The sequence below is a fragment of the Streptomyces sp. NPDC098101 genome (genome assembly GCF_044760185.1).
GTDB lineage: Bacteria > Actinomycetota > Actinomycetes > Streptomycetales > Streptomycetaceae > Streptomyces.
In genome coordinates, this window is the sequence record NZ_JBIWAS010000002.1 from 1,100,098 (window position 1) to 1,117,765 (window position 17,668).

General features: G+C 74.2%; 16 protein-coding genes and 2 pseudogenes. 9 read left to right on the top strand and 9 right to left on the bottom strand.

The genetic code is table 11. The features are described 5' to 3' along the window. Window positions 1-36 precede the first annotated feature (36 nt). From ACIQVI_RS11965 to ACIQVI_RS11975, 3 genes are all read right to left on the bottom strand, one after another. Window positions 37-711 carry a DUF2293 domain-containing protein gene (locus tag ACIQVI_RS11965; protein ID WP_403594170.1) on the bottom strand — a complete coding sequence of 225 codons (675 nt, stop codon included), beginning with the start codon at window positions 709-711 and terminating at the stop codon, window positions 37-39. Window positions 712-722: 11 nt separating this feature from the next. Continuing rightward, a complete protein-coding gene (locus tag ACIQVI_RS11970) occupies window positions 723-1,181 on the bottom strand; it encodes a hypothetical protein (RefSeq protein WP_053648886.1) in 459 nt (152 codons plus the stop codon). An 82-nt stretch (window positions 1,182-1,263) separates the two neighbouring features. Continuing rightward, a complete protein-coding gene (locus tag ACIQVI_RS11975) occupies window positions 1,264-2,475 on the bottom strand; it encodes a pyridoxal phosphate-dependent aminotransferase (RefSeq protein WP_351974137.1) in 1,212 nt (403 codons plus the stop codon). 100 nt (window positions 2,476-2,575) lie between these two features. Between ACIQVI_RS11975 and ACIQVI_RS11980 the strand changes: the two are divergent. Continuing rightward, a pseudogene (locus ACIQVI_RS11980) lies at window positions 2,576-3,181 on the top strand (winged helix-turn-helix transcriptional regulator); the annotation flags it as partial. A 169-nt stretch (window positions 3,182-3,350) separates the two neighbouring features. On the opposite strand, the gene ACIQVI_RS11985 reads toward ACIQVI_RS11980, so the two are convergent. Both ACIQVI_RS11985 and ACIQVI_RS11990 read right to left on the bottom strand, forming a co-directional pair. Further along, window positions 3,351-3,707 (bottom strand): MerR family transcriptional regulator, encoded by a 357-nt coding sequence (locus tag ACIQVI_RS11985; RefSeq protein WP_403594175.1) that lies wholly within the window; start codon window positions 3,705-3,707, stop codon window positions 3,351-3,353. A gap of 48 nt (window positions 3,708-3,755) precedes the next feature. Next, on the bottom strand, window positions 3,756-4,508 hold the full coding sequence (locus ACIQVI_RS11990; RefSeq protein WP_403594178.1) for an SDR family NAD(P)-dependent oxidoreductase: 753 nt from the start codon (window positions 4,506-4,508) through the stop codon (window positions 3,756-3,758). Window positions 4,509-4,551: 43 nt separating this feature from the next. Here ACIQVI_RS11990 and ACIQVI_RS11995 point away from each other — a divergent pair, with 43 nt between their 5' ends. Beyond that, window positions 4,552-4,902: a hypothetical protein gene (locus ACIQVI_RS11995; RefSeq protein ID WP_403594181.1), complete on the top strand. Its 351-nt coding sequence runs from the start codon at window positions 4,552-4,554 to the stop codon at window positions 4,900-4,902. Window positions 4,903-4,906: 4 nt separating this feature from the next. Then, a complete protein-coding gene (locus ACIQVI_RS12000) occupies window positions 4,907-5,542 on the top strand; it encodes a uridine kinase (protein ID WP_403594184.1) in 636 nt (211 codons plus the stop codon). 18 nt (window positions 5,543-5,560) lie between these two features. Here the strand turns inward: ACIQVI_RS12000 and ACIQVI_RS12005 are convergent, their stop codons facing one another. Together ACIQVI_RS12005 and ACIQVI_RS12010 are read right to left on the bottom strand one after the other, a co-directional pair. Continuing rightward, window positions 5,561-6,502 (bottom strand): carbohydrate kinase family protein, encoded by a 942-nt coding sequence (locus ACIQVI_RS12005; protein ID WP_403594187.1) that lies wholly within the window; start codon window positions 6,500-6,502, stop codon window positions 5,561-5,563. 197 nt (window positions 6,503-6,699) lie between these two features. Next, window positions 6,700-7,602, bottom strand: a pseudogene (locus tag ACIQVI_RS12010) (pseudouridine-5'-phosphate glycosidase); the annotation flags it as partial. A 288-nt stretch (window positions 7,603-7,890) separates the two neighbouring features. Here ACIQVI_RS12010 and ACIQVI_RS12015 point away from each other — a divergent pair. The 4 genes from ACIQVI_RS12015 to ACIQVI_RS12030 all read left to right on the top strand — a co-directional run bounded on the left by ACIQVI_RS12015 (window position 7,891) and on the right by ACIQVI_RS12030 (window position 12,285). Then, window positions 7,891-8,247 (top strand): cupin domain-containing protein, encoded by a 357-nt coding sequence (locus ACIQVI_RS12015; protein ID WP_351973884.1) that lies wholly within the window; start codon window positions 7,891-7,893, stop codon window positions 8,245-8,247. Between the two features lie 392 nt (window positions 8,248-8,639). Beyond that, the gene (locus ACIQVI_RS12020; protein WP_403594191.1) at window positions 8,640-9,983 is read left to right on the top strand and encodes a discoidin domain-containing protein; all 1,344 of its coding nucleotides are present in this window, start codon (window positions 8,640-8,642) and stop codon (window positions 9,981-9,983) included. Continuing rightward, window positions 9,983-11,296: an MFS transporter gene (locus tag ACIQVI_RS12025; RefSeq protein ID WP_403594195.1), complete on the top strand. Its 1,314-nt coding sequence runs from the start codon at window positions 9,983-9,985 to the stop codon at window positions 11,294-11,296. The genes ACIQVI_RS12020 and ACIQVI_RS12025 overlap by 1 nt, the downstream gene beginning before the upstream one ends. Next, entirely contained in the window at window positions 11,293-12,285 is a 993-nt protein-coding gene (locus ACIQVI_RS12030; RefSeq protein ID WP_403594198.1) for a hypothetical protein, read from the top strand. The genes ACIQVI_RS12025 and ACIQVI_RS12030 overlap by 4 nt, the downstream gene beginning before the upstream one ends. Before the next feature lie 25 nt (window positions 12,286-12,310). Here ACIQVI_RS12030 and ACIQVI_RS12035 read toward each other — a convergent pair whose 3' ends face one another. Further along, window positions 12,311-13,609, bottom strand: coding sequence for an MFS transporter (locus tag ACIQVI_RS12035; protein WP_403594200.1), 1,299 nt, complete (start codon window positions 13,607-13,609; stop codon window positions 12,311-12,313). Window positions 13,610-13,778: 169 nt separating this feature from the next. After that, window positions 13,779-14,315 carry a methylated-DNA--[protein]-cysteine S-methyltransferase gene (locus tag ACIQVI_RS12040; RefSeq protein WP_403594203.1) on the bottom strand — a complete coding sequence of 179 codons (537 nt, stop codon included), beginning with the start codon at window positions 14,313-14,315 and terminating at the stop codon, window positions 13,779-13,781. Between the two features lie 231 nt (window positions 14,316-14,546). Here ACIQVI_RS12040 and ACIQVI_RS12045 point away from each other — a divergent pair, with 231 nt between their 5' ends. Together ACIQVI_RS12045 and uvrB are read left to right on the top strand one after the other, a co-directional pair. Beyond that, window positions 14,547-15,452, top strand: a complete 906-nt coding sequence (locus ACIQVI_RS12045) for an MHYT domain-containing protein (RefSeq protein ID WP_403594206.1) — start codon at window positions 14,547-14,549, stop codon at window positions 15,450-15,452. Between the two features lie 71 nt (window positions 15,453-15,523). After that, the gene (gene uvrB, locus ACIQVI_RS12050) at window positions 15,524-17,653 is read left to right on the top strand and encodes an excinuclease ABC subunit UvrB (RefSeq protein ID WP_403594209.1); all 2,130 of its coding nucleotides are present in this window, start codon (window positions 15,524-15,526) and stop codon (window positions 17,651-17,653) included. Window positions 17,654-17,668: the final 15 nt, after the last annotated feature.

The window sequence follows — 17,668 nt, forward strand, 5'->3', positions numbered from 1 at the left end:
GCGCGGCGGGACCGGCGCGTACGGACGCCCGAGCCGTCAGCCGCGCACGTCCCCGCCGCCCCGCCAGGCCCGGAGCACCGCCTCGATGGCGGGCGCGACCCTCGTCCGGGCCTGGTGACGGGGCACCCCCTGCATCAGCAGGGTGTCGTACGGGGTGTCCACGTGCCGTACGCCGGCCCGTACCGCGGCGGTCACCGCGCCGCGGTCGAGCGAGCGGCCCGCGGCCGTGCGCCCCACCCGCCCGCTGCCCTTCGCCGAGGCGTGGGCGGCGATCTCGCCGGCCCGGTCCGCTGGGCAGGACGGGAAGAGCCGCAGGATCTCCGCCCGGAGGGCCGCGGTGACCTCGGCGTCGAGGGCCGCGCGCCGCTCCGCGTCCCGGGCCCGCCGCCTGGCGCGCGCCTCCGCGTCCGCCAGACAGGTCCGCTCCGCCTCGGCCAGCGCCGCCTCCTCGACGAGGAGGCCCCGGCGCTCGTACCGGGTGCGGCGCCGGTTGTGCCGTACCACCACCGCCCAGAGGGTGCTGCCCTCGCGGGCGCGGCGGGTGAGGGCCGTGTCGCCCCGGGGCAGGAAGACCAGGTGCCCGAGGTCGGCGCAGTCCAGGCAGACCGGTGCGTTGAACTCCAGGATCATCCGCTCCAGCGGCCCCCGGCGGCACTCCGAGCAGCGGCGGCTCCTGAGCGGCTCGACGACGACCGGTGCGACGAGGTCCACGTCCGTCCCCGTCAGCGGACGCCGGGCGCGGCGGCGGCGACGAACAGGGCGAGGGCCTCCTTCGCCCGCTCGGAGCGGTGGGCGCGGTCCGCGGTCCCCACCGCCTCGTGCATACAGTGGGTCTCCTCGAAGGCCTTCTCGGCCAGGCGCCGGGTCTCGGGGTCGTCGCACACCAACTGGACGCGGAAGAGGGCCTGCCGGGCGGCGGTGCGCTGCCGGTAGGAGGCGTAGCGGGACTCCTCCGCCTCCTCCGAGCCGGGCTCCTCGGCCGCCCGGAACCAGCGGTCGTTCTGGCTGTGCCGGTAGTCGACGACCGCGCCGGCGAAGGCGCTGTAGGTCGCGATCCGCTCCTGCCGGAGCTGTTCGGACCGGGCGAGCGAGGCCGTGCGCTCGGCGGCCCGCCCCTGGAACCAGTGCGTGAAGACGACACCCAGCAGGGTGCCCGCCACGGCTATCAGTGCGGCGTCCATGACCGGCAGCCCTCCCGTTCCCTCGGCCGTTCGACCCCTTGATCATGACAGCCGGGAGGGCGGACGTCACCGCCCGTGTCCGCTACTGCCGGTATCCGCTCAGGAAGCGGCCGATGCGGCTGATCGCGGCGTCGAGGTCGTCGGCGTAGGGCAGGGTGAGGATGCGGAAGTGGTCCGGGCGCGGCCAGTTGAAGCCGGTGCCCTGGACGACCTGGATCTTCTCCCGCAGGAGCAGGTCGAGGACGAACTTCTCGTCGTCGTGGATCCTGTGCACGGCCGGGTCGAGGCGCGGGAAGGCGTAGAGGGCGCCCTTGGGCTTCACGCAGGAGACGCCGGGGATCTCGTTGAGCTTCTCCCAGGCCCGGTCGCGCTGTTCGCGCAGCCTGCCGCCCGGGGCGGTCAGCTCGTGGATCGACTGGCGGCCGCCGAGCGCGGCCTGGATGGCGTACTGGGCGGGGGCGTTGGGGCACAGGCGCATGGAGGCCAGCATGGTGAGGCCCTCCAGGTAGTTCGCGGCGTGCCGCTTCGGGCCGGTGACGACCAGCCAGCCGGAGCGGAAGCCCGCCACCCGGTAGGTCTTGGAGAGGCCGCCGAAGGTGAGGATCACCAGGTCGTCGGCGAGGGAGGCGGCCGGATAGTGGACGGCCTCGTCGTAGACGATCCGGTCGTAGATCTCGTCCGCGAGGACCATCAGGCCGTGGCGGCGGGCGAGGTCGAGGATGCCCTCGACGATCTCCTTCGGATAGACCGCGCCGGTGGGGTTGTTGGGGTTGATGATCACGACGGCCCGGGTCCGATCGGTGATCTTCGACGCCATGTCGTCGAGGTCCGGGTACCAGTCGGCCGACTCGTCGCAGAGGTAGTGCACGGCCTTGCCGCCCGCGAGGGTGGTGGCGGCGGTCCAGAGCGGGAAGTCGGGGGCGGGGATCAGGACCTCGTCGCCGTCCTCCAGGAGGGCCTGCACGGCCATGGAGACCAGCTCGGACACGCCGTTGCCGAGGAAGACGTCGTCCACGTCGACCTCGGGGAGGCCCATCTCCTGGTAGCGCTGGGCCACCGCGCGGCGGGCGGAGAGGATGCCGCGCGAGTCGGTGTAGCCGTGGGCCTTGGGAAGCATCCTGATCATGTCCTGGACGATCTCCTCGGGCGCCTCGAAGCCGAAGAGGGCCGGGTTGCCCGTGTTGAGGCGCAGGACGCTGTGGCCCGCCTCCTCCAGGGCGTTGGCGTGCTCGATCACCGGGCCGCGGATCTCGTAGCAGACCTCGTTCAGCTTGCTCGACTGCCGGAACTCCATGTCCGACCTCCCCAGTTCCCGGAATCAGCACCGCTCGTTGTTGCTTGGTTTTACCAAGTTCGAGCTTGGAAAGTCCAACGACATGTCTAGACTGCGGCGTATGCCACGTCAGACACGCCGCAGCTACGACCAGCACTGCGCCGCCGCGCGCGCCCTCGACCTCGTCGGAGACCGCTGGACCCTGCTCGTCGTCCGCGAACTCCTCGCCGGGCCGCGCCGCTACACCGACCTCCACGCCGACCTGCCCGGCGTCAGCACGGACATGCTGGCCGGCCGCCTCAAGGACATGGAGGCCACCGGGCTCGTCACCCGCCGCCGACTGCCCCCGCCCGCCTCGGCGTTCGTGTACGAGCTCACTCCGCGCGGCCGGGACCTGCTGCCCGTCCTGCGCGCCCTCGCCGCGTGGGGGACGCCCGACCTGGGAGAACCGCGGCCGACCGATGCCGTGCGCGCGCACTGGTACGCGATCCCGCTCCTCGGGACGCTCGCGGAGCAGGGCCCGGGGACCGTCCAGGTCACCCTGGACGAGGGGGTGTTCCACGTACGCGTCGGGGCCGGCGGCGACGTCGCGTACGGGGACGGCCCGGTGGAGTCCCCCGACGCCCGGCTGCGGACCGACGCGGCGACGTGCCGGGCGCTGGCGGCCGGGGAGCTGACGCTCGGAGAGGCGGTCGCGGCGGGGCGGGCGGAGTTCGAACGGGCCGGGGCGGAGCGGGAATCGGGGGCGGAGTCGGGCTCTGGACCTGGACCTGGACCTGGTGCGGGTGCGGGTTCGGGCGCGGAGTCGAGGTCGGTGGTGGGGTCGGGTTCGGGCGCGGAGTCGGGGCCAGGGGTGGGCTCGGGCGCGGGGTCGGGACCCGTCGTGGCCGTCGGCCTCACGTCCTGACCGACTCCGCCTCCAGGGCCTTCGCCAGGCGGTCGCGAGCCGCAGTCTGCGCCGCGATCCGCGCGTCGAGCACGGCCAGCCGCTCGCGGGCGATCTCGAGCCCGCGGGCGGACGGCGGGGCCGAGGACACGTCCCCGTCCAGGCAGGAGCGGAAGGCGGAGACGTCGTCCAGGGTGAGCCCGGCGTCCAGCAGGTACCGGATGTTCGCCACCCGCGTGACGGCGCCCTCCTCGTACAGCCGGTAGCCGTTGGCCGCCCGGGACGACGCGATCAGACCCGCCTGCTCGTAGTGGCGCAGGGCCCGGGCCGACACCCCGGTCCGCCGGGCCAGTTCGCCGATGCGCAAGGACGCCACCTCCCCGCACAGTCGTACCACGGCCCGGCGCACCGCCGTTCAGAAGACCAGCGCACCCCCGTCGACGGACAGCACCGTGCCGGTCGTGAAGGAGGCCTCGGGCGCGGCGAGGGACGTGATCGCCCACGCGACCTCCTCGGGCCTGCCGAGCCGCCCCAGCGGGACGTGCGCGAGCTGCCAGGCCCGCACCTCCTCCAACCGCTCCGGGGACAGGCCCGCGTGCAGGCCGATCGGGGTGTCGACCGGTCCGGGGGCGACCGCCACCACCCGGACGCCGGCCGGCGCGAGCTCCACCGCCCAGCAGCGGGTCAGGGTCTCCAGGGCGCTCTTGGTCGCCGGGTAGAAGGAGTTGGCGGGCCAGCCGCGCCGGCCCACGGTCGTCGACACGTTCACCACCACGCCCCGGGACTCCCGGAGCGCGGGGGCGGCGGCCCGGGTGAGCAGTGTCGGGGCGACGAGGTTCGTCTCCAGGAGCGGGGTGATCACGGAGCGGTCGAGGGTGTCGAGCGGGCCGCCGGTGGAGATCCCGGCGTTGTTGACGAGGACGTCGAGGCGGCCGTGGGCGGCCAGGGCGGCCCGGACGATCTCCTCGGGGGCGCCCTCCGCCGTGACGTCGGCGGCGAACGGGTGGATCCCGGGCCGGTCCCCGGCGGTCTCCCGCAGCGGTTCCGCCCTGCGGCCGACGGCGACGACGGTCGCCCCCTGCCCGGCGAAGGCCCGCGCGGTGGCCCGGCCGATGCCGGTGCCCGCGCCCGTGACGACGACGACCCTGGTGGGTGTGGTGGTGTCCATGAATCCGATGGTCAAACGGTGACGCCAGTGACAAGGTCAAGCCATGACCCCGCACGAACTGTGGACGGCCCTGCCCCGGGAGGCGCGCGAGCGCGTGGACGCGCTCGTCGTCCGGCGGAGACGGCTCACGGCGACCGAGGAGGTCCTGAAGGCCGGCCTCGTGCCCCGGCCCGCCCTGCACGACTGCTTCCGCCTCGTCACCGTACGCACGGAGATCCTCGCCGACCGGCTCGTACCGCCGCCGCCCCGGGACGCGGACGCCCTCGCCGGGAAGGCCGCCGCGCGGGCCCTCGCCGGGAAGGCCGCCGCGCGGGCCCTCGCCGACCGGCCCGGCGCACCGCCGCGCGGACCCGGTGACGACGGTCCGGTTCCGGTGGACGCGCGGGCGGAGTAGGGGGATGCGGTACGAGGCGATCACCTGGGACCGGATGGCGGAGGTGCTTGCCGGGCATGTCGACGCGGCCGCTCCCGGTGACGGCGGCGCGTGGCTCAAGGTCGGCATCGACGGGCCGCCCGCCGCGCCCGGCGCCGAACTGGCCGCCGCGCTGGCCGAGGCCCTGCGGGCGCGCGGGCGCCCCGTCCACCTGGCGGGCACGGACGGCTTCCTGCGGCCCGCCTCGCTCCGGTACGAGTACGGCAAGCGGGACCCCGACGCGTACTACGGCGGATGGACCGACACCGGGGCCCTGTGGCGGGAGGTCTTCGGCCCGCTGGAGCCCGGCGGCACCGGACGCGTGCTGCCCGACCTGTGGGACCCGGTCACGGACCGGGCGACCCGCAGCCCGTACGCCACGCTGCCGCCCGGCGGCGTCCTCGTCCTGCACGGCCCCTTTCTGCTCGGCCACTGGTTCCCCTTCGACCTCGCCGTGCACCTGCGGCTCTCGCCCGCCGCCCTCGCCCGGCGCACGGAGGAGGCCTGGACGCTTCCCGCCTTCGCCCGGTACGCGACGGAGGTCGACCCGGAGGAGGCGGCCGACGTCGTCGTGCGCGCCGACGACCCGCGCCATCCGGCCTGGACGGGCCTGGGGGAGTAGGCGCGGGACGCGCCGGCCTCAGGAGTCGCCCACCGGCGGAGCCGCCGGTCTGCCGCCCACCACGGCGACCGCCTCCGCACCCGCCCCGCACCCCGCCTCCGCACCCGCCCCGCACCCCGCCTCCGCCGCCTCCGCCGGGTCCGCGCCCGCGAGCCGGGCCGCCAGGAACGCCCCGGTGAACGCGTCGCCCGCGCCCGTCGAGTCCACCGGCCGCACCGGAGGCGCCGCCACCCGCGCGGTGACCGCGCCGCCCTCCGCGACCAGCGCGCCCGCCGCCCCGAGGGTGACCACGACCAGCGGGAAGCGCCGGCTCAACTCCGCCGCCGCCCGCTCCGGTGCGGCGCGCCCGGTGAGCGTCCGGGCCTCGTCGGCGTTGGGCAGCAGCACCTCGGCGCCCTCCGCGGCCGCGAGGAACCGGTCGGCGCCCAGCTCCCCCAGGAACCCCGCCGAGGCCGGATCCACGCTCACCGGAACCCCCGCCTCCCCGGCGTCCCGCAGCGCCCGCCGGGCCGTCCCCCGGCTCCGGTCGGCGAAGAACAGGTACCCCGAGAGGTGCAGCCGGGCCACGCCGTCGAGCAGCTCCGGGGACCAGTCGGCGGGGGAGAGGCGCAGCGCGGCACCGCTGTCGGTCAGGAAGGTGCGCTCCGCCGAGGCGTCCACGAGCGCGATGACGGTGGCCGTCGCCGCCTCCGGATCCCGGACGAGCAGCGGACGCACACCCGCCGCCCGCAGCGCCCGCTCGTGCCAGTCGGCCGCGTCCGTCCCCACCCGGCCGAGCAGCCGCACCTCCCCGCCGCCGGAACGCGCCGCCCAGCAGGCCGCGTTGGCCCCGGCGCCGCCGGGCAGGGTCCGGATCTCCGCCGCCGTGTCCGTGGCCGGCGCGAGCGGGGTCCGGTGCCGGGCGACGACGTCCGTGACCACGTCCCCGACGACGAGCAGCGCGCGCCGGGCGCGGCTCACCGGCCGCCCGCGCCACGCGCCTCCGTGCCGTGCGCCTCCGTACCGCGCGCCTCCGTACCGAACGTCCCCGTGTCGTGAGTCCCCGCACCGAACGTCCCCGTGTCGTGCGTGCCGCCGCGTATCTCCGCGCCGCTCGCCCCTCCCGCGCCGGGTATACCCGCGCCGTACGCTTCCGGACCTCCCGCGCCAGGTATGCCCGCGCCGTACGCCCCCGCGATCCCCGCAGCGAGCCGCACGTTCCCCCGTACCGCCGCCAGGTTGGCCTCCAGGGACGCCCCCTCCGTGTGGACCGTCAGGTATTCGAGCAGGAACGGCGTCACCGCCTGGCCCGTGATCCCCTTCTCCTTCGCCGCCGCCAGGCCGTCCGCGAGCACCCGGTCGTGCAGCGCGGGGTCCAACTGCTCCGCCTCCGGCACCGGGTTGGCCACGACGAGCGCCGCCCGGGGCCCCGCGAGCCGGTCCTGCGCGCGCATCACCCCCGCCACCTCCTCCGGCGTCCGCAGGGTCCAGTCGACCGGCTCGCCCGAGGAGGAGAGGTAGAAGCCGGGGAAGTGCTCCGTGCCGTAGCCGACGACCGTCACCCCCAGCGTCTCCAGGCGCTGGAGCGTCGCGGGCACGTCGAGGATCGACTTGACCCCGGCGCAGACGACGGTGGTGGCGACCCGGGCGAGCAGCCGCAGGTCGGCGGACTCGTCCTGCGTCTCGCTCCACGCGCGGTGCACACCGCCGAGGCCGCCCGTCGCGAACACCCGGACGCCCGCCGCGTCCGCCAGCCAGGCCGTCGCCGAGACCGTCGTCGCGCCGGTCGCGCCCGTCGCCAGGGCCGGGGCCAGATCGCGGTGGCCCAGCTTCCGTACCGTCGGGTCCTCGGCGATCCGTATCAGCGACGCCTCGTCCAGGCCCACCCTGGCCGTGCCGTCCACCACGGCGATCGTGGCGGGGACGGCGCCCCCGGCCCGTACCAGCCGCTCCAGATCGCGGGCCACCGCGAGGTTGCGCGGGCGCGGCAGGCCGTGGGCGATGAGCGTCGATTCCAGCGCGACGACGGGACGGCCCTCGTGGAGCGCTTCCCGTACCTCTTCGGACACCTGTGTGGACATGTCCCATTCCTGGCGCGCCCACGAGCCCCGCAAACCTCGGTGGCGACCTCCTGCCAATTCCTTCCGCGCGCCCTCCGGCCTCCACGGAACCGCCCCCTGCGGAATCCGTCACGGACCGCCCCCGGCGACCGCCCCGAGCGGCCGCGGCGCCCTTGCGCCGCCGCCCCGGAGCGCCGGTGCGGATTCCGTCGCCCCCGCCGGGAGCGGGCATCACCGCTGGTGGGAGCCGTGCCGTACGGACGGTCCCGGTCTCGGACGGCCCCCGGATTCCCGCTACAGTCACCGCCCATGACGACACACGAACTGCCCTCCTTCGCCGTCCACATCCCCGACGCGGAGCTCGAAGCGGAGCCCCTCGACCCCGCCCAGATCGTCTCCGGCACGCCCGAGGTGACGGGCAAGGTGCTGTGGGAGTCCGCCGACGGCAAGCAGGTGCGCGGCATCTGGCAGATCACGCCCGGCGTCGTCACCGACACCGAGGCGAACGAGCTGTTCGTGGTGGTCTCCGGGCGGGCGACCGTCGCCGTCGAGGGCGGGGACACCCTGGAGATCGGCCCCGGCGACGCCTGCGTGCTGCGCGAGGGCGACCGGACCACCTGGACCGTCCACGAGACCCTGCGCAAGGCCTACCACATCAGTCTCTGAGGCCTCTGAAGCCGCTGGGGCCCCTGAAGCTTCCGAGGCCCTCGAAGCCTCGGAATCCTCCGAAGCCCCGGAGGCCTCCCGGGCCTTTTCGCGGCCCGTCGAGACCCGTCCGCGAGCCGCCGCCAGGAGTCTGGTAGGAAACCTTCCTATCCGCTAGCATCCCGGTCGGCGGCTTGGCGCGGCGTCCCTCTCCGAGGGCGTGACGCGCTCAGCGAGAGCTCTGACCCGGCCGCCGAGCACCACCCCCGCCGTGCGGCGCCCGCATCGCCACCCGGCCGGTCGCCGTGCCCGCGCACCCGGCGCGGAGACCGGTCCGCGCCGCGCGGCGAGACCGTGGTGTCCACGCACCCGTGTCCAGCTCTCGCCACCCCCTCAGGTCAGGGAGCCCAGGTATGCGCCTGTACGCCTCCGTCCCACCGCGCCCCACCCCCACCCCCCGCCTCACCCTCGTCCTCACCGCCGTCCTGATGCTCGTCGGCGGCCTCCTCCTCGCCCTCCCGGACCGGGCCGGAGCCGCCGCCGACGCGTTGATCTCCCAGGGCCGGCCCGCCACCTCCTCCTCCGTCGAGGACGGCACCTTCGGCCCCGAGAAGGCCTTCGACGGCGTCTCCACCACCCGCTGGGCCAGCGCCGAGGGCTCCGACCCCCAGTGGATCCGGGTCGACCTCGGCCCCTCGGCCACCGTCTCCCGCGTCAAACTCGTCTGGGAGGCCGCCTACGCCAAGGCCTACCGGGTCGAGATCTCCGCCGACGGCACCACCTGGACCCGCCTCGCCACCGAGACCGCGGGCAACGGCGGCACGGACGACTGGACCGGCCTGACCGGCACCGGCCGCCACCTCCGGGTGTACGGGACCGCCCGCGGCACCTCGTACGGCTACTCGCTCTACACGGTCGAGGTCTACGGCACCACCGGCTCCACGACCCCGCCCACCGGCGCCTTCACCGTCGTCGCGGCCGGTGACATCGCCGCGCAGTGCACCGCCTCCAGCAGTTCCTGCGCCCACCCCAAGACCGCCGCGCTCGCCCAGCGGATCGCCCCATCGTTCTACCTGACGATGGGCGACAACCAGTACGACGACGCGATGATCTCCGACTTCCGCGCCTACTACGACAAGACCTGGGGCGCCTTCAAGGCCAGGACCCGGCCCGTGCCCGGCAACCACGAGACCTACGACCCGGCCGGTCCGCTCGCGGGCTACAAGGCGTACTTCGGCTCGATCGCCTACCCGCAGGGCAAGCCGTACTACAGCTACGACCACGGCAACTGGCACTTCGTCGCCCTCGACTCCAACTCCTTCGACGACGCCGCGCAGATCCAGTGGCTCAAGGACGACCTCGCGCGGAACACCAAGGGCTGCGTCGCCGCCTACTTCCACCACCCGCTGTACTCCTCCGGCGGCCACGGCAACGACCCGGTCTCCAAGCCCGTCTGGAAGATCCTGTACGACGCGAGGGCCGACCTGGTGCTCAACGGGCACGACCACCACTACGAGCGCTTCGCTCCGCAGGACCCCAACGGGAAGGCCACCGCGAACGGCATCGTCGAGATCGTCGGCGGCATGGGCGGCGCCGAGCCCTACGACATCGAGACGGTCCAGCCGAACAGCCAGAAGCGGATCAGCGGTCCGTACGGCGTCCTCAAGCTGGACCTCACCGACACCACCTTCACCTGGCAGTACGTCGGCACCGACGACAAGGTGAAGGACTCCGGACCGACCTACACCTGCCACTGATGTACCTCGCGACCACAGGTCGCCGCGACGCGCCGTCCCGGCCCTCCGGGGCCCGGCGGCGCGTCCCCGGCACCGTCCTCGCGCTCGGCGCGGTCAGCCTGGTCACCGACGTCTCCTCGGAGATGGTGACGGCCGTCCTGCCGCTCTACCTGGTCCTCGGACTCGGCCTCTCCCCGCTCCAGTTCGGGCTCCTCGACGGCCTCTCCACCGGCGCCACCGCGCTCGTGCGGCTCCTCGGCGGCGCCACCGCCGACCGGGGCGGCCGCCACAAACAGATCGCCGGACTCGGCTACGCCCTCTCCGCCTGCTCCCGGCTCGGCCTCCTCCTCGCGGGCGGCGCGACCGGCCCGCTCGCCTCCTCGATCGTCGCCGACCGGCTCGGCAAGGGCGTCCGCACCGCGCCCCGGGACGCACTCATCACCCTGCACAGCCCGCCCGAGGACCTGGGCCGCGCCTTCGGCACCCACCGCGCCATGGACACCACCGGCGCCCTCCTCGGACCCCTGGCCGCCGTCGCCCTGCTGTGGGCGACGACCGAGGCGTACGAGGCGGTCTTCGCCGTCAGCTTCTGCGTCGGGGCCTTCGGCGTGCTGCTGTGGGTGCTGCTCGTCCCCGGCCGGGGGAGCGCGCCGGGACGGGGGAAGCCATCCGGATCCTCCCGAGGGCCGGTTCCGGCTCCGGGAAACCCTTCGGCGTCTCCACGCACGCGTGGAGGCGGATTCCTCGCCGCGCTCCGTACGCCCGCGTACCGCCGGATCGTGCTCTGCGCCGGTCTCCTCGGCGCCGCCACCATCGGCGACGCCTTCCTCTACCTGCTGCTCCAGCGGCGCCTCGCCCTCGACGCCACCTGGTTCCCCTTCCTGCCGCTCGGCGCGGCCGTCGTCTACCTGCTGCTCGCCGTCCCGGCCGGCCGGCTCGCCGACCGCGCCGGACGCCGGGGGCCGTTCCTGTACGGCCACGGAGCCCTGCTCCTCGCCTACGGCCTGCTCCTGGCCCCCGTGCCCGACACGGCCGCCCTCGTCGGCGTGCTCGTCCTGCTCGGGGTCTTCTACGCCGCCACCGACGGCGTCCTGATGGCCCTGACCGGTCCGTTCCTGGCCGAGGGGCGGCAGGCCGGCGGCCTCGCCCTCCTCCAGACCGTGCAGGCCCTCGCCCGGGTCGGCGCCGCCGTCGCGTTCGGCGCCCTCTGGACCGCGAGCGGACAGGAGACGGCACTCGTCGCGGCACTGGTCGCCCTCGCGGCCGCCCTGTGCTGCGCCGCCCGCCTGCTGCCGACCGGCTCCCCGCGCACTCCCGAGAGGACCGCACCATGAACGCCCCGACCACCGGCGGCCCGTCCACGCGCACGCGTGTGTGGATCATCGTGCTCGCCCTCGTCCTGCTCGGCGGCGGAGCCACCGCCTACACCCTGCGGGCCGCCTCCGGCCGGACCGAAGCCACCGACACAGCCGACCCCGGCTTCGTCCTCGCCGGAGGCTCCGGCGCGCTCTACGCCCGGGACACCGCGAGCGGGCGCGTCGCGCGCGTGGACCCGTCCGCGCCCGGCGGCCGGACGGCCGGCGGCCCGTCCTGCGACCGCTTCCACGCGGCCGGCCCCACCGCCCTCTGCCTCCAGCGGCGGCCGGGCGTCCCGGCCCGCTCGTACGCGATCGTGCTCGACCGGAAGCTGCGCGAGATCCGGCGCGTCGCCCTGCCGGGCATCCCCAGCCGGGCCCGGGTCTCCGCCTCGGGGAACATGCTCTCCTGGACGATGTTCGCGACCGGCGACTCCTACGCGCGCTCGTCCTTCTCCACCCGGACCTCGATCCTCGACCTGCGCACCGGCTACCTGGTGAAGAACATGGAGCTGATCCCGCTCACCCTCGAAGGACGGCGGTACCACGCGCCCGACGTCAACTACTGGGGCGTCAGCTTCGCCGCCGACGACAACCGCTTCTACGCCACCGTCTCCACGAACGGCCGTACCCACCTCGTCGAGGGGGACATGGAGAAGTGGTCGGCCCGCGCCCTGCGGGAGAACGTCGAATGCCCCTCGCTCTCCCCGGACGGCACCCGGCTCGCCTTCAAGAAGCGGGTCTCCGACGGCCCGCGCGACCCGTGGCGGCTCCACGTGTACGACCTGCGCACCGGCCGCGAGCACCCCGTCGCCGAACGGCGCGGCATCGACGACCAGGCGCTGTGGACGGACGCGCGGACCCTCGCGTACGGATACGGGGGAGCGGTCTGGTCCGTCCCGGCCGACGGCACGGGTAGCCCGCGCCGACTCGCGGCCGGAGCCTCGTCCCCGGCGGCACCGCGCTGACGGAACGTCCTCCGGAAGGCCCGGCTCAGGCCTTCCGTAGGACGCTCCGCAGGGCGAGCGCCGCCATCGGAAGCAGCAGACAGGCGGCGATCGCGTTCAGCGGCCCGTAGCCCGCCTGCGAGACGATCAGGCCCGCCGCGAGGCCGCCGACCCCGGCGGCGGTGTTCATAATGAAGTCGGAGAGCCCCTGGACGGCGGCCCGGGCGGCCTGCGGCACCGAGTCCGTGAGCAGCGCCGAACCGGACACGAGCCCCGCCGACCAGCCCAGGCCGAGGACGAAGAGGCCCAGGGCCACCCGGCCGTGGCTCGCCCCGGCCGTGCCCGCGACGAGCGCCGCCGTGCCGATCAGCCCGACCGCGAGCCCGATCACGGAGAGGCGCCCCAGCCGGTCCGAGAGCCAGCCCATCAGCGGCGAGAAGGCGTACATGCCCGCGATGTGGCCGCTGATGACGAGGCCGATCAACCGGATGTCCGCGCCGTGGTGGGTGAGCGCCACCGGGGTCATCGACATGATCGACACCATGGCGGTGTGCGAGCCCGCGACGGTGACCAGGGCGAGGCGGGCCCGCGGAGACTCCCGCACCGCCCGCATCCCGGCCCGCAGGGAGCGTCCCTCGACCGCCGCAGGCCCGCCCGGGTCCGCGTCGGTCAGCGCGCGGGCGGTGAGCAGCGGGTCGGGGCGCAGCAGCAGGGCGACCACGGCCGCGGCGAGCACGAAGACCCCGGCGGCCCAGACGAAGGCGCCCGCCGTGGCCGGTATGCCCAGACCCGCGACGCTCTTCCCGGCGGGCGACGCGACGTTCGGCCCGAGCACCGCCCCGATCGTGGTCGCCCACACCACCGTGGAGATGGCCCGGGCCCGGTGGTCCGGCTCGGCCAGATCGGCCGCGGCGAAGCGGGCCGCCAGGTTCGCCGAGGAACCGGCGCCGAAGCCGACGAGCCCGACGAGCAGCAGGGCGAAGCTCCCGACGACCGCCCCGAGCACCACCACACCGGCGCCCACCGCCCCGAGCAGATACGCGAGGACCAGACCCGCCCGGCGCCCCCGCGAGGCCATCAGGGCGGCCAGCGGCATGGCGAGCAGCGCCGGACCGGCCACCGTCGCCGTCGACGCCAGACCGGCGAGCGCCTCGGTGCCGCCGACCTCCGTGGCCAGGACGGCGGCGAGCGCGACCCCGATGGCGATGCCGAGGCCGCCGAGGATCTGGGTGGCGATCAGCACGGCCCGGACGCGCCGGCGCAGCGCCGGCAAATCGGCGGCGGTGACGGGGGCGGGTATGCGGCCGGGCAGGGTGGCGTCAGGGGCGCCGGGGGTGTGGGTCACTTACGAGAGTGTGCCAGCCGTCCCACCTGATGGGAACGCCCCCGCTCTCGCACGGGGCCGCCTCTGTTCTCGCACGGGAACGCCTCTGCTCTCGCACAGGGACGCCCCCGCCTTCCGTCGGCAACGCCCCGCCGACCGACGAGAACGCCCCCGCCCCTTCACGCGCCCCTCAGAACAGCGGCGCCGGCAGCACCCCCTCCAGAGCCAGCAGCTGCCGCTTGGTCTCCAGGCCGCCCCCGAAGCCGCCGAGCCCGCCGTCGCTCTCCACCACCCGGTGGCACGGCACCACCACCGGCAGCGGATTGGCGCCCATCGCCGCCCCCACCGCCTGCGCGGCCCCCGACTGCCCCACGCGCCTCGCCAGCTCCCCGTACCCGACGACCGTCCCGTACGGCACGCCGGTCGCCAGCTCGCGCAGCACCTGCCGGTTGAACCCGGTCGTCAGGCTCCAGTCCAGGGGCAGGTCGAGCCCGTCCGGGTCGCCCGCGAAGTACCGGCCGAGCCGGCGTATCGGCTCCGCGAGCAACCCCGAGGCGCACTCCACCGGCTCCGCGCCGAGCCGGGCCGCCAGCCGGTCGGGGATCCCCTCCCGCCGCGCCGCGTCCGCGTGGAACCCGACCCGTACGAGCCCCCGCCCGGTCGCGGCGAGGAAGAGCGGCCCGATGCCGCTCTCCACGACCGCCCACTCCACCGCTTCGATGTCCATGCCGACCACGCTACGACCCCCCACCGACAGCCCGGCCGCGACCGGGAGGAAGGCCCCCGGAACCGGCACCAAGATCACAGACCGGTCTCGCTCCGGCCTCGCGAAGGGAAATTCCCCGGTCGCATGGTCGCCACGACGTCCGCGCGCCATAATCTCGCCCCGGGGGAGTAGGAGCCGACGGAACCGACTGTTTTCGGCCGACGTCGCACCAGGGGTGGAGGGCACACGATCATGCAGGGCACGGTCGACGGATTCAGCTACGGGCTCGTCACGCCGGTGGCCTCCTTTCTCATGGCCTGCCTCGGCGGCGCCCTCGGCCTGAGGTGCACCACCAGATCCCTCCGCCACCGCGACAGCTTCAAGGCGGGCTGGCTCGTCCTCGGCGCCACCTCGATCGGCACCGGCATCTGGACCATGCACTTCATCGCCATGATGGGCTTCTCGGTCCAGCAGGCGCCGGTCGACTACGACCGGCCCATCACCTTCGCCAGCCTGGGCGTCGCCGTCCTCATGGTCGGCATCGGCATCCTCATCGTCGGGTACCGCGGGGCGACCGCCCTGACCCTGGTCACCGGCGGCACCATCACCGGTCTCGGCATCGCCACCATGCACTACCTGGGCATGGCCGGGATGCGCCTCCACGGCCGCGTCGAGTACGACACCGCGACCGTCGCGCTCTCCGTCGTCATCGCCGTCGTGGCCGCCACCACGGCCCTCTGGGCGGCCGTTTCCGTGCATGGATTTCTGGCCAGCCTCGGTGCGAGCCTGGTGATGGGCGTCGCCGTCAGTGGTATGCACTACACCGCCATGGCGGCCGTCACCGTCCACCTGAACGGCGCCGGGGTCCCGGAAGCCGCCACCGCCCCCGCGACCTCGCTCCTCCTGCCGATGCTGATCGGCCCCGCGGTCTTCCTCATCCTCGCCGCCGTCGTCGTCATGTTCGACCCGCTGCTCGTGATGGGCGACCCCGAGTGGCGGCGGACCCGGGTCCGGGCCGTGCACCGCCCCGGCGTGCCCGCCCCGCGCCACGTGCCGACCCACTACGGCGAGCCCGCCGGACGGTCCGCCCGCCCCGCCCGCCGCGCCACCCGCAGGGCCGCCGCGGTCCACGGCGTGCACCGCTCCCAGGACTGGTGAGGGGACGCCCGGCGGCCGGGCGGTGAGCCGATCGCCGCCCGAGTGTCGGTGCCGGGTCGTACGGTGGTTCCATGCGGCCCGTTTCCAAGATCGAACGTACGGTGGCGCCCTTCGAGGTCGTCAGCTCCTACCAGCCCAGCGGCGACCAGCCGACCGCCATCGCCGACCTCGAGCGGCGGATCCGCGCGGGCGAGAAGGACGTCGTGCTCCTCGGCGCCACCGGCACCGGCAAGTCGGCGACCACCGCGTGGATGATCGAGAAGCTCCAGCGCCCCACCCTGGTGATGGCGCCGAACAAGACGCTGGCCGCCCAGCTGGCGAACGAGTTCCGCGAGCTCCTGCCGAACAACGCCGTCGAGTACTTCGTCTCGTACTACGACTACTACCAGCCCGAGGCATACGTCCCGCAGTCGGACACCTACATCGAGAAGGACTCCTCCATCAACGAGGAGGTGGAGCGGCTCCGCCACTCCGCGACGAACTCCCTGCTCACCCGCAGGGACGTGATCGTCGTCGCCTCCGTCTCCTGCATCTACGGCCTCGGCACGCCCCAGGAGTACGTGGACCGGATGGTCCCGCTCAAGGTCGGCGAGGAGATCGACCGCGACCAGCTGCTCCGCCGCTTCGTCGACATCCAGTACACCCGCAACGACCTGGCGTTCACCCGCGGCACCTTCCGGGTCCGCGGCGACACCATCGAGATCTTCCCGGTGTACGAGGAGCTCGCCGTCCGCATCGAGATGTTCGGCGACGAGATCGAGGCCCTCTCCACCCTCCACCCGCTCACCGGCGAGGTCATCAGCGAGGACGAGCAGCTGTACGTCTTCCCCGCCAGCCACTACGTCGCGGGACCCGAGCGCATGGAGCGGGCCGTCAACGACATCGAGCGCGAGCTGGAGGGCCGCCTCGCCGAGCTGGACAAGCAGGGCAAGCACCTGGAGTCCCAGCGGCTGCGCATGAGGACCACGTACGACATCGAGATGATGCGCCAGATCGGCTCCTGCTCCGGCATCGAGAACTACTCGATGCACTTCGACGGACGCGAGCCCGGCTCCGCGCCCAACACCCTCCTCGACTACTTCCCCGAGGACTTCCTGCTCGTCATCGACGAGTCGCACGTCACCGTGCCGCAGATCGGCGCCATGTACGAGGGCGACGCCTCCCGCAAGCGGACCCTGGTCGACCACGGCTTCCGGCTCCCCTCGGCCCTCGACAACCGCCCGCTGAAGTGGGAGGAGTTCCAGGAGCGGATCGGCCAGACCGTCTACCTCTCCGCGACCCCCGGGACGTACGAGCTCTCGCGCGGCGACGGCTTCGTCGAGCAGATCATCCGCCCCACCGGCCTCGTCGACCCCGAGGTCGTCGTCAAGCCCACCGAGGGCCAGATCGACGACCTGGTCCACGAGATCCGGCTGCGCACCGAGCGGGACGAGCGGGTCCTCGTCACCACCCTCACCAAGAAGATGGCCGAGGACCTCACCGACTACTTCCTGGAGCTCGGCATCCAGGTGCGCTACCTGCACAGCGACGTGGACACCCTGCGCCGCATCGAGCTGCTGCGCGAGCTGCGCGCCGGCGAGTACGACGTCCTCGTCGGCATCAACCTCCTCCGGGAGGGCCTCGACCTCCCCGAGGTGTCCCTGGTCGCCATCCTCGACGCCGACAAGCAGGGCTTCCTGCGCTCCGGGACCTCCCTGATCCAGACCATCGGCCGCGCCGCGCGAAACGTGTCGGGCCAGGTCCACATGTACGCGGACCGGATCACCCCGGCGATGGAGCAGGCCATCGACGAGACCAACCGGCGCCGCGAGAAGCAGATCGCGTACAACACCGAGCACGGCATCGACCCGCAGCCGCTCCGCAAGAAGATCAACGACATCGTCGCGACCATCGCGCGCGAGGAGGTCGACACCGAGGAGCTGCTCGGCACCGGCTACCGCCAGGGCAAGGAGGGCAAGGGCGCCAAGGCCCCCGTCCCCGCGCTCGCCGCGCACGGCGTCAAGGGCAGGGGCAGGGCGGGCTCCACCGTGGAGCTCGGCGACCGGCCCGCCAGTGAACTGGCCGCGATCATCGAGGAGATGACGGACCGGATGCGCGCCGCCGCCGCCGAGCTCCAGTTCGAGGTGGCCGCCCGGCTCCGCGACGAGGTGGGAGAGCTGAAGAAGGAGTTGCGCCAGATGAAGGAGGCGGGCCTCGCCTGACCGGAGGCGGTCCGG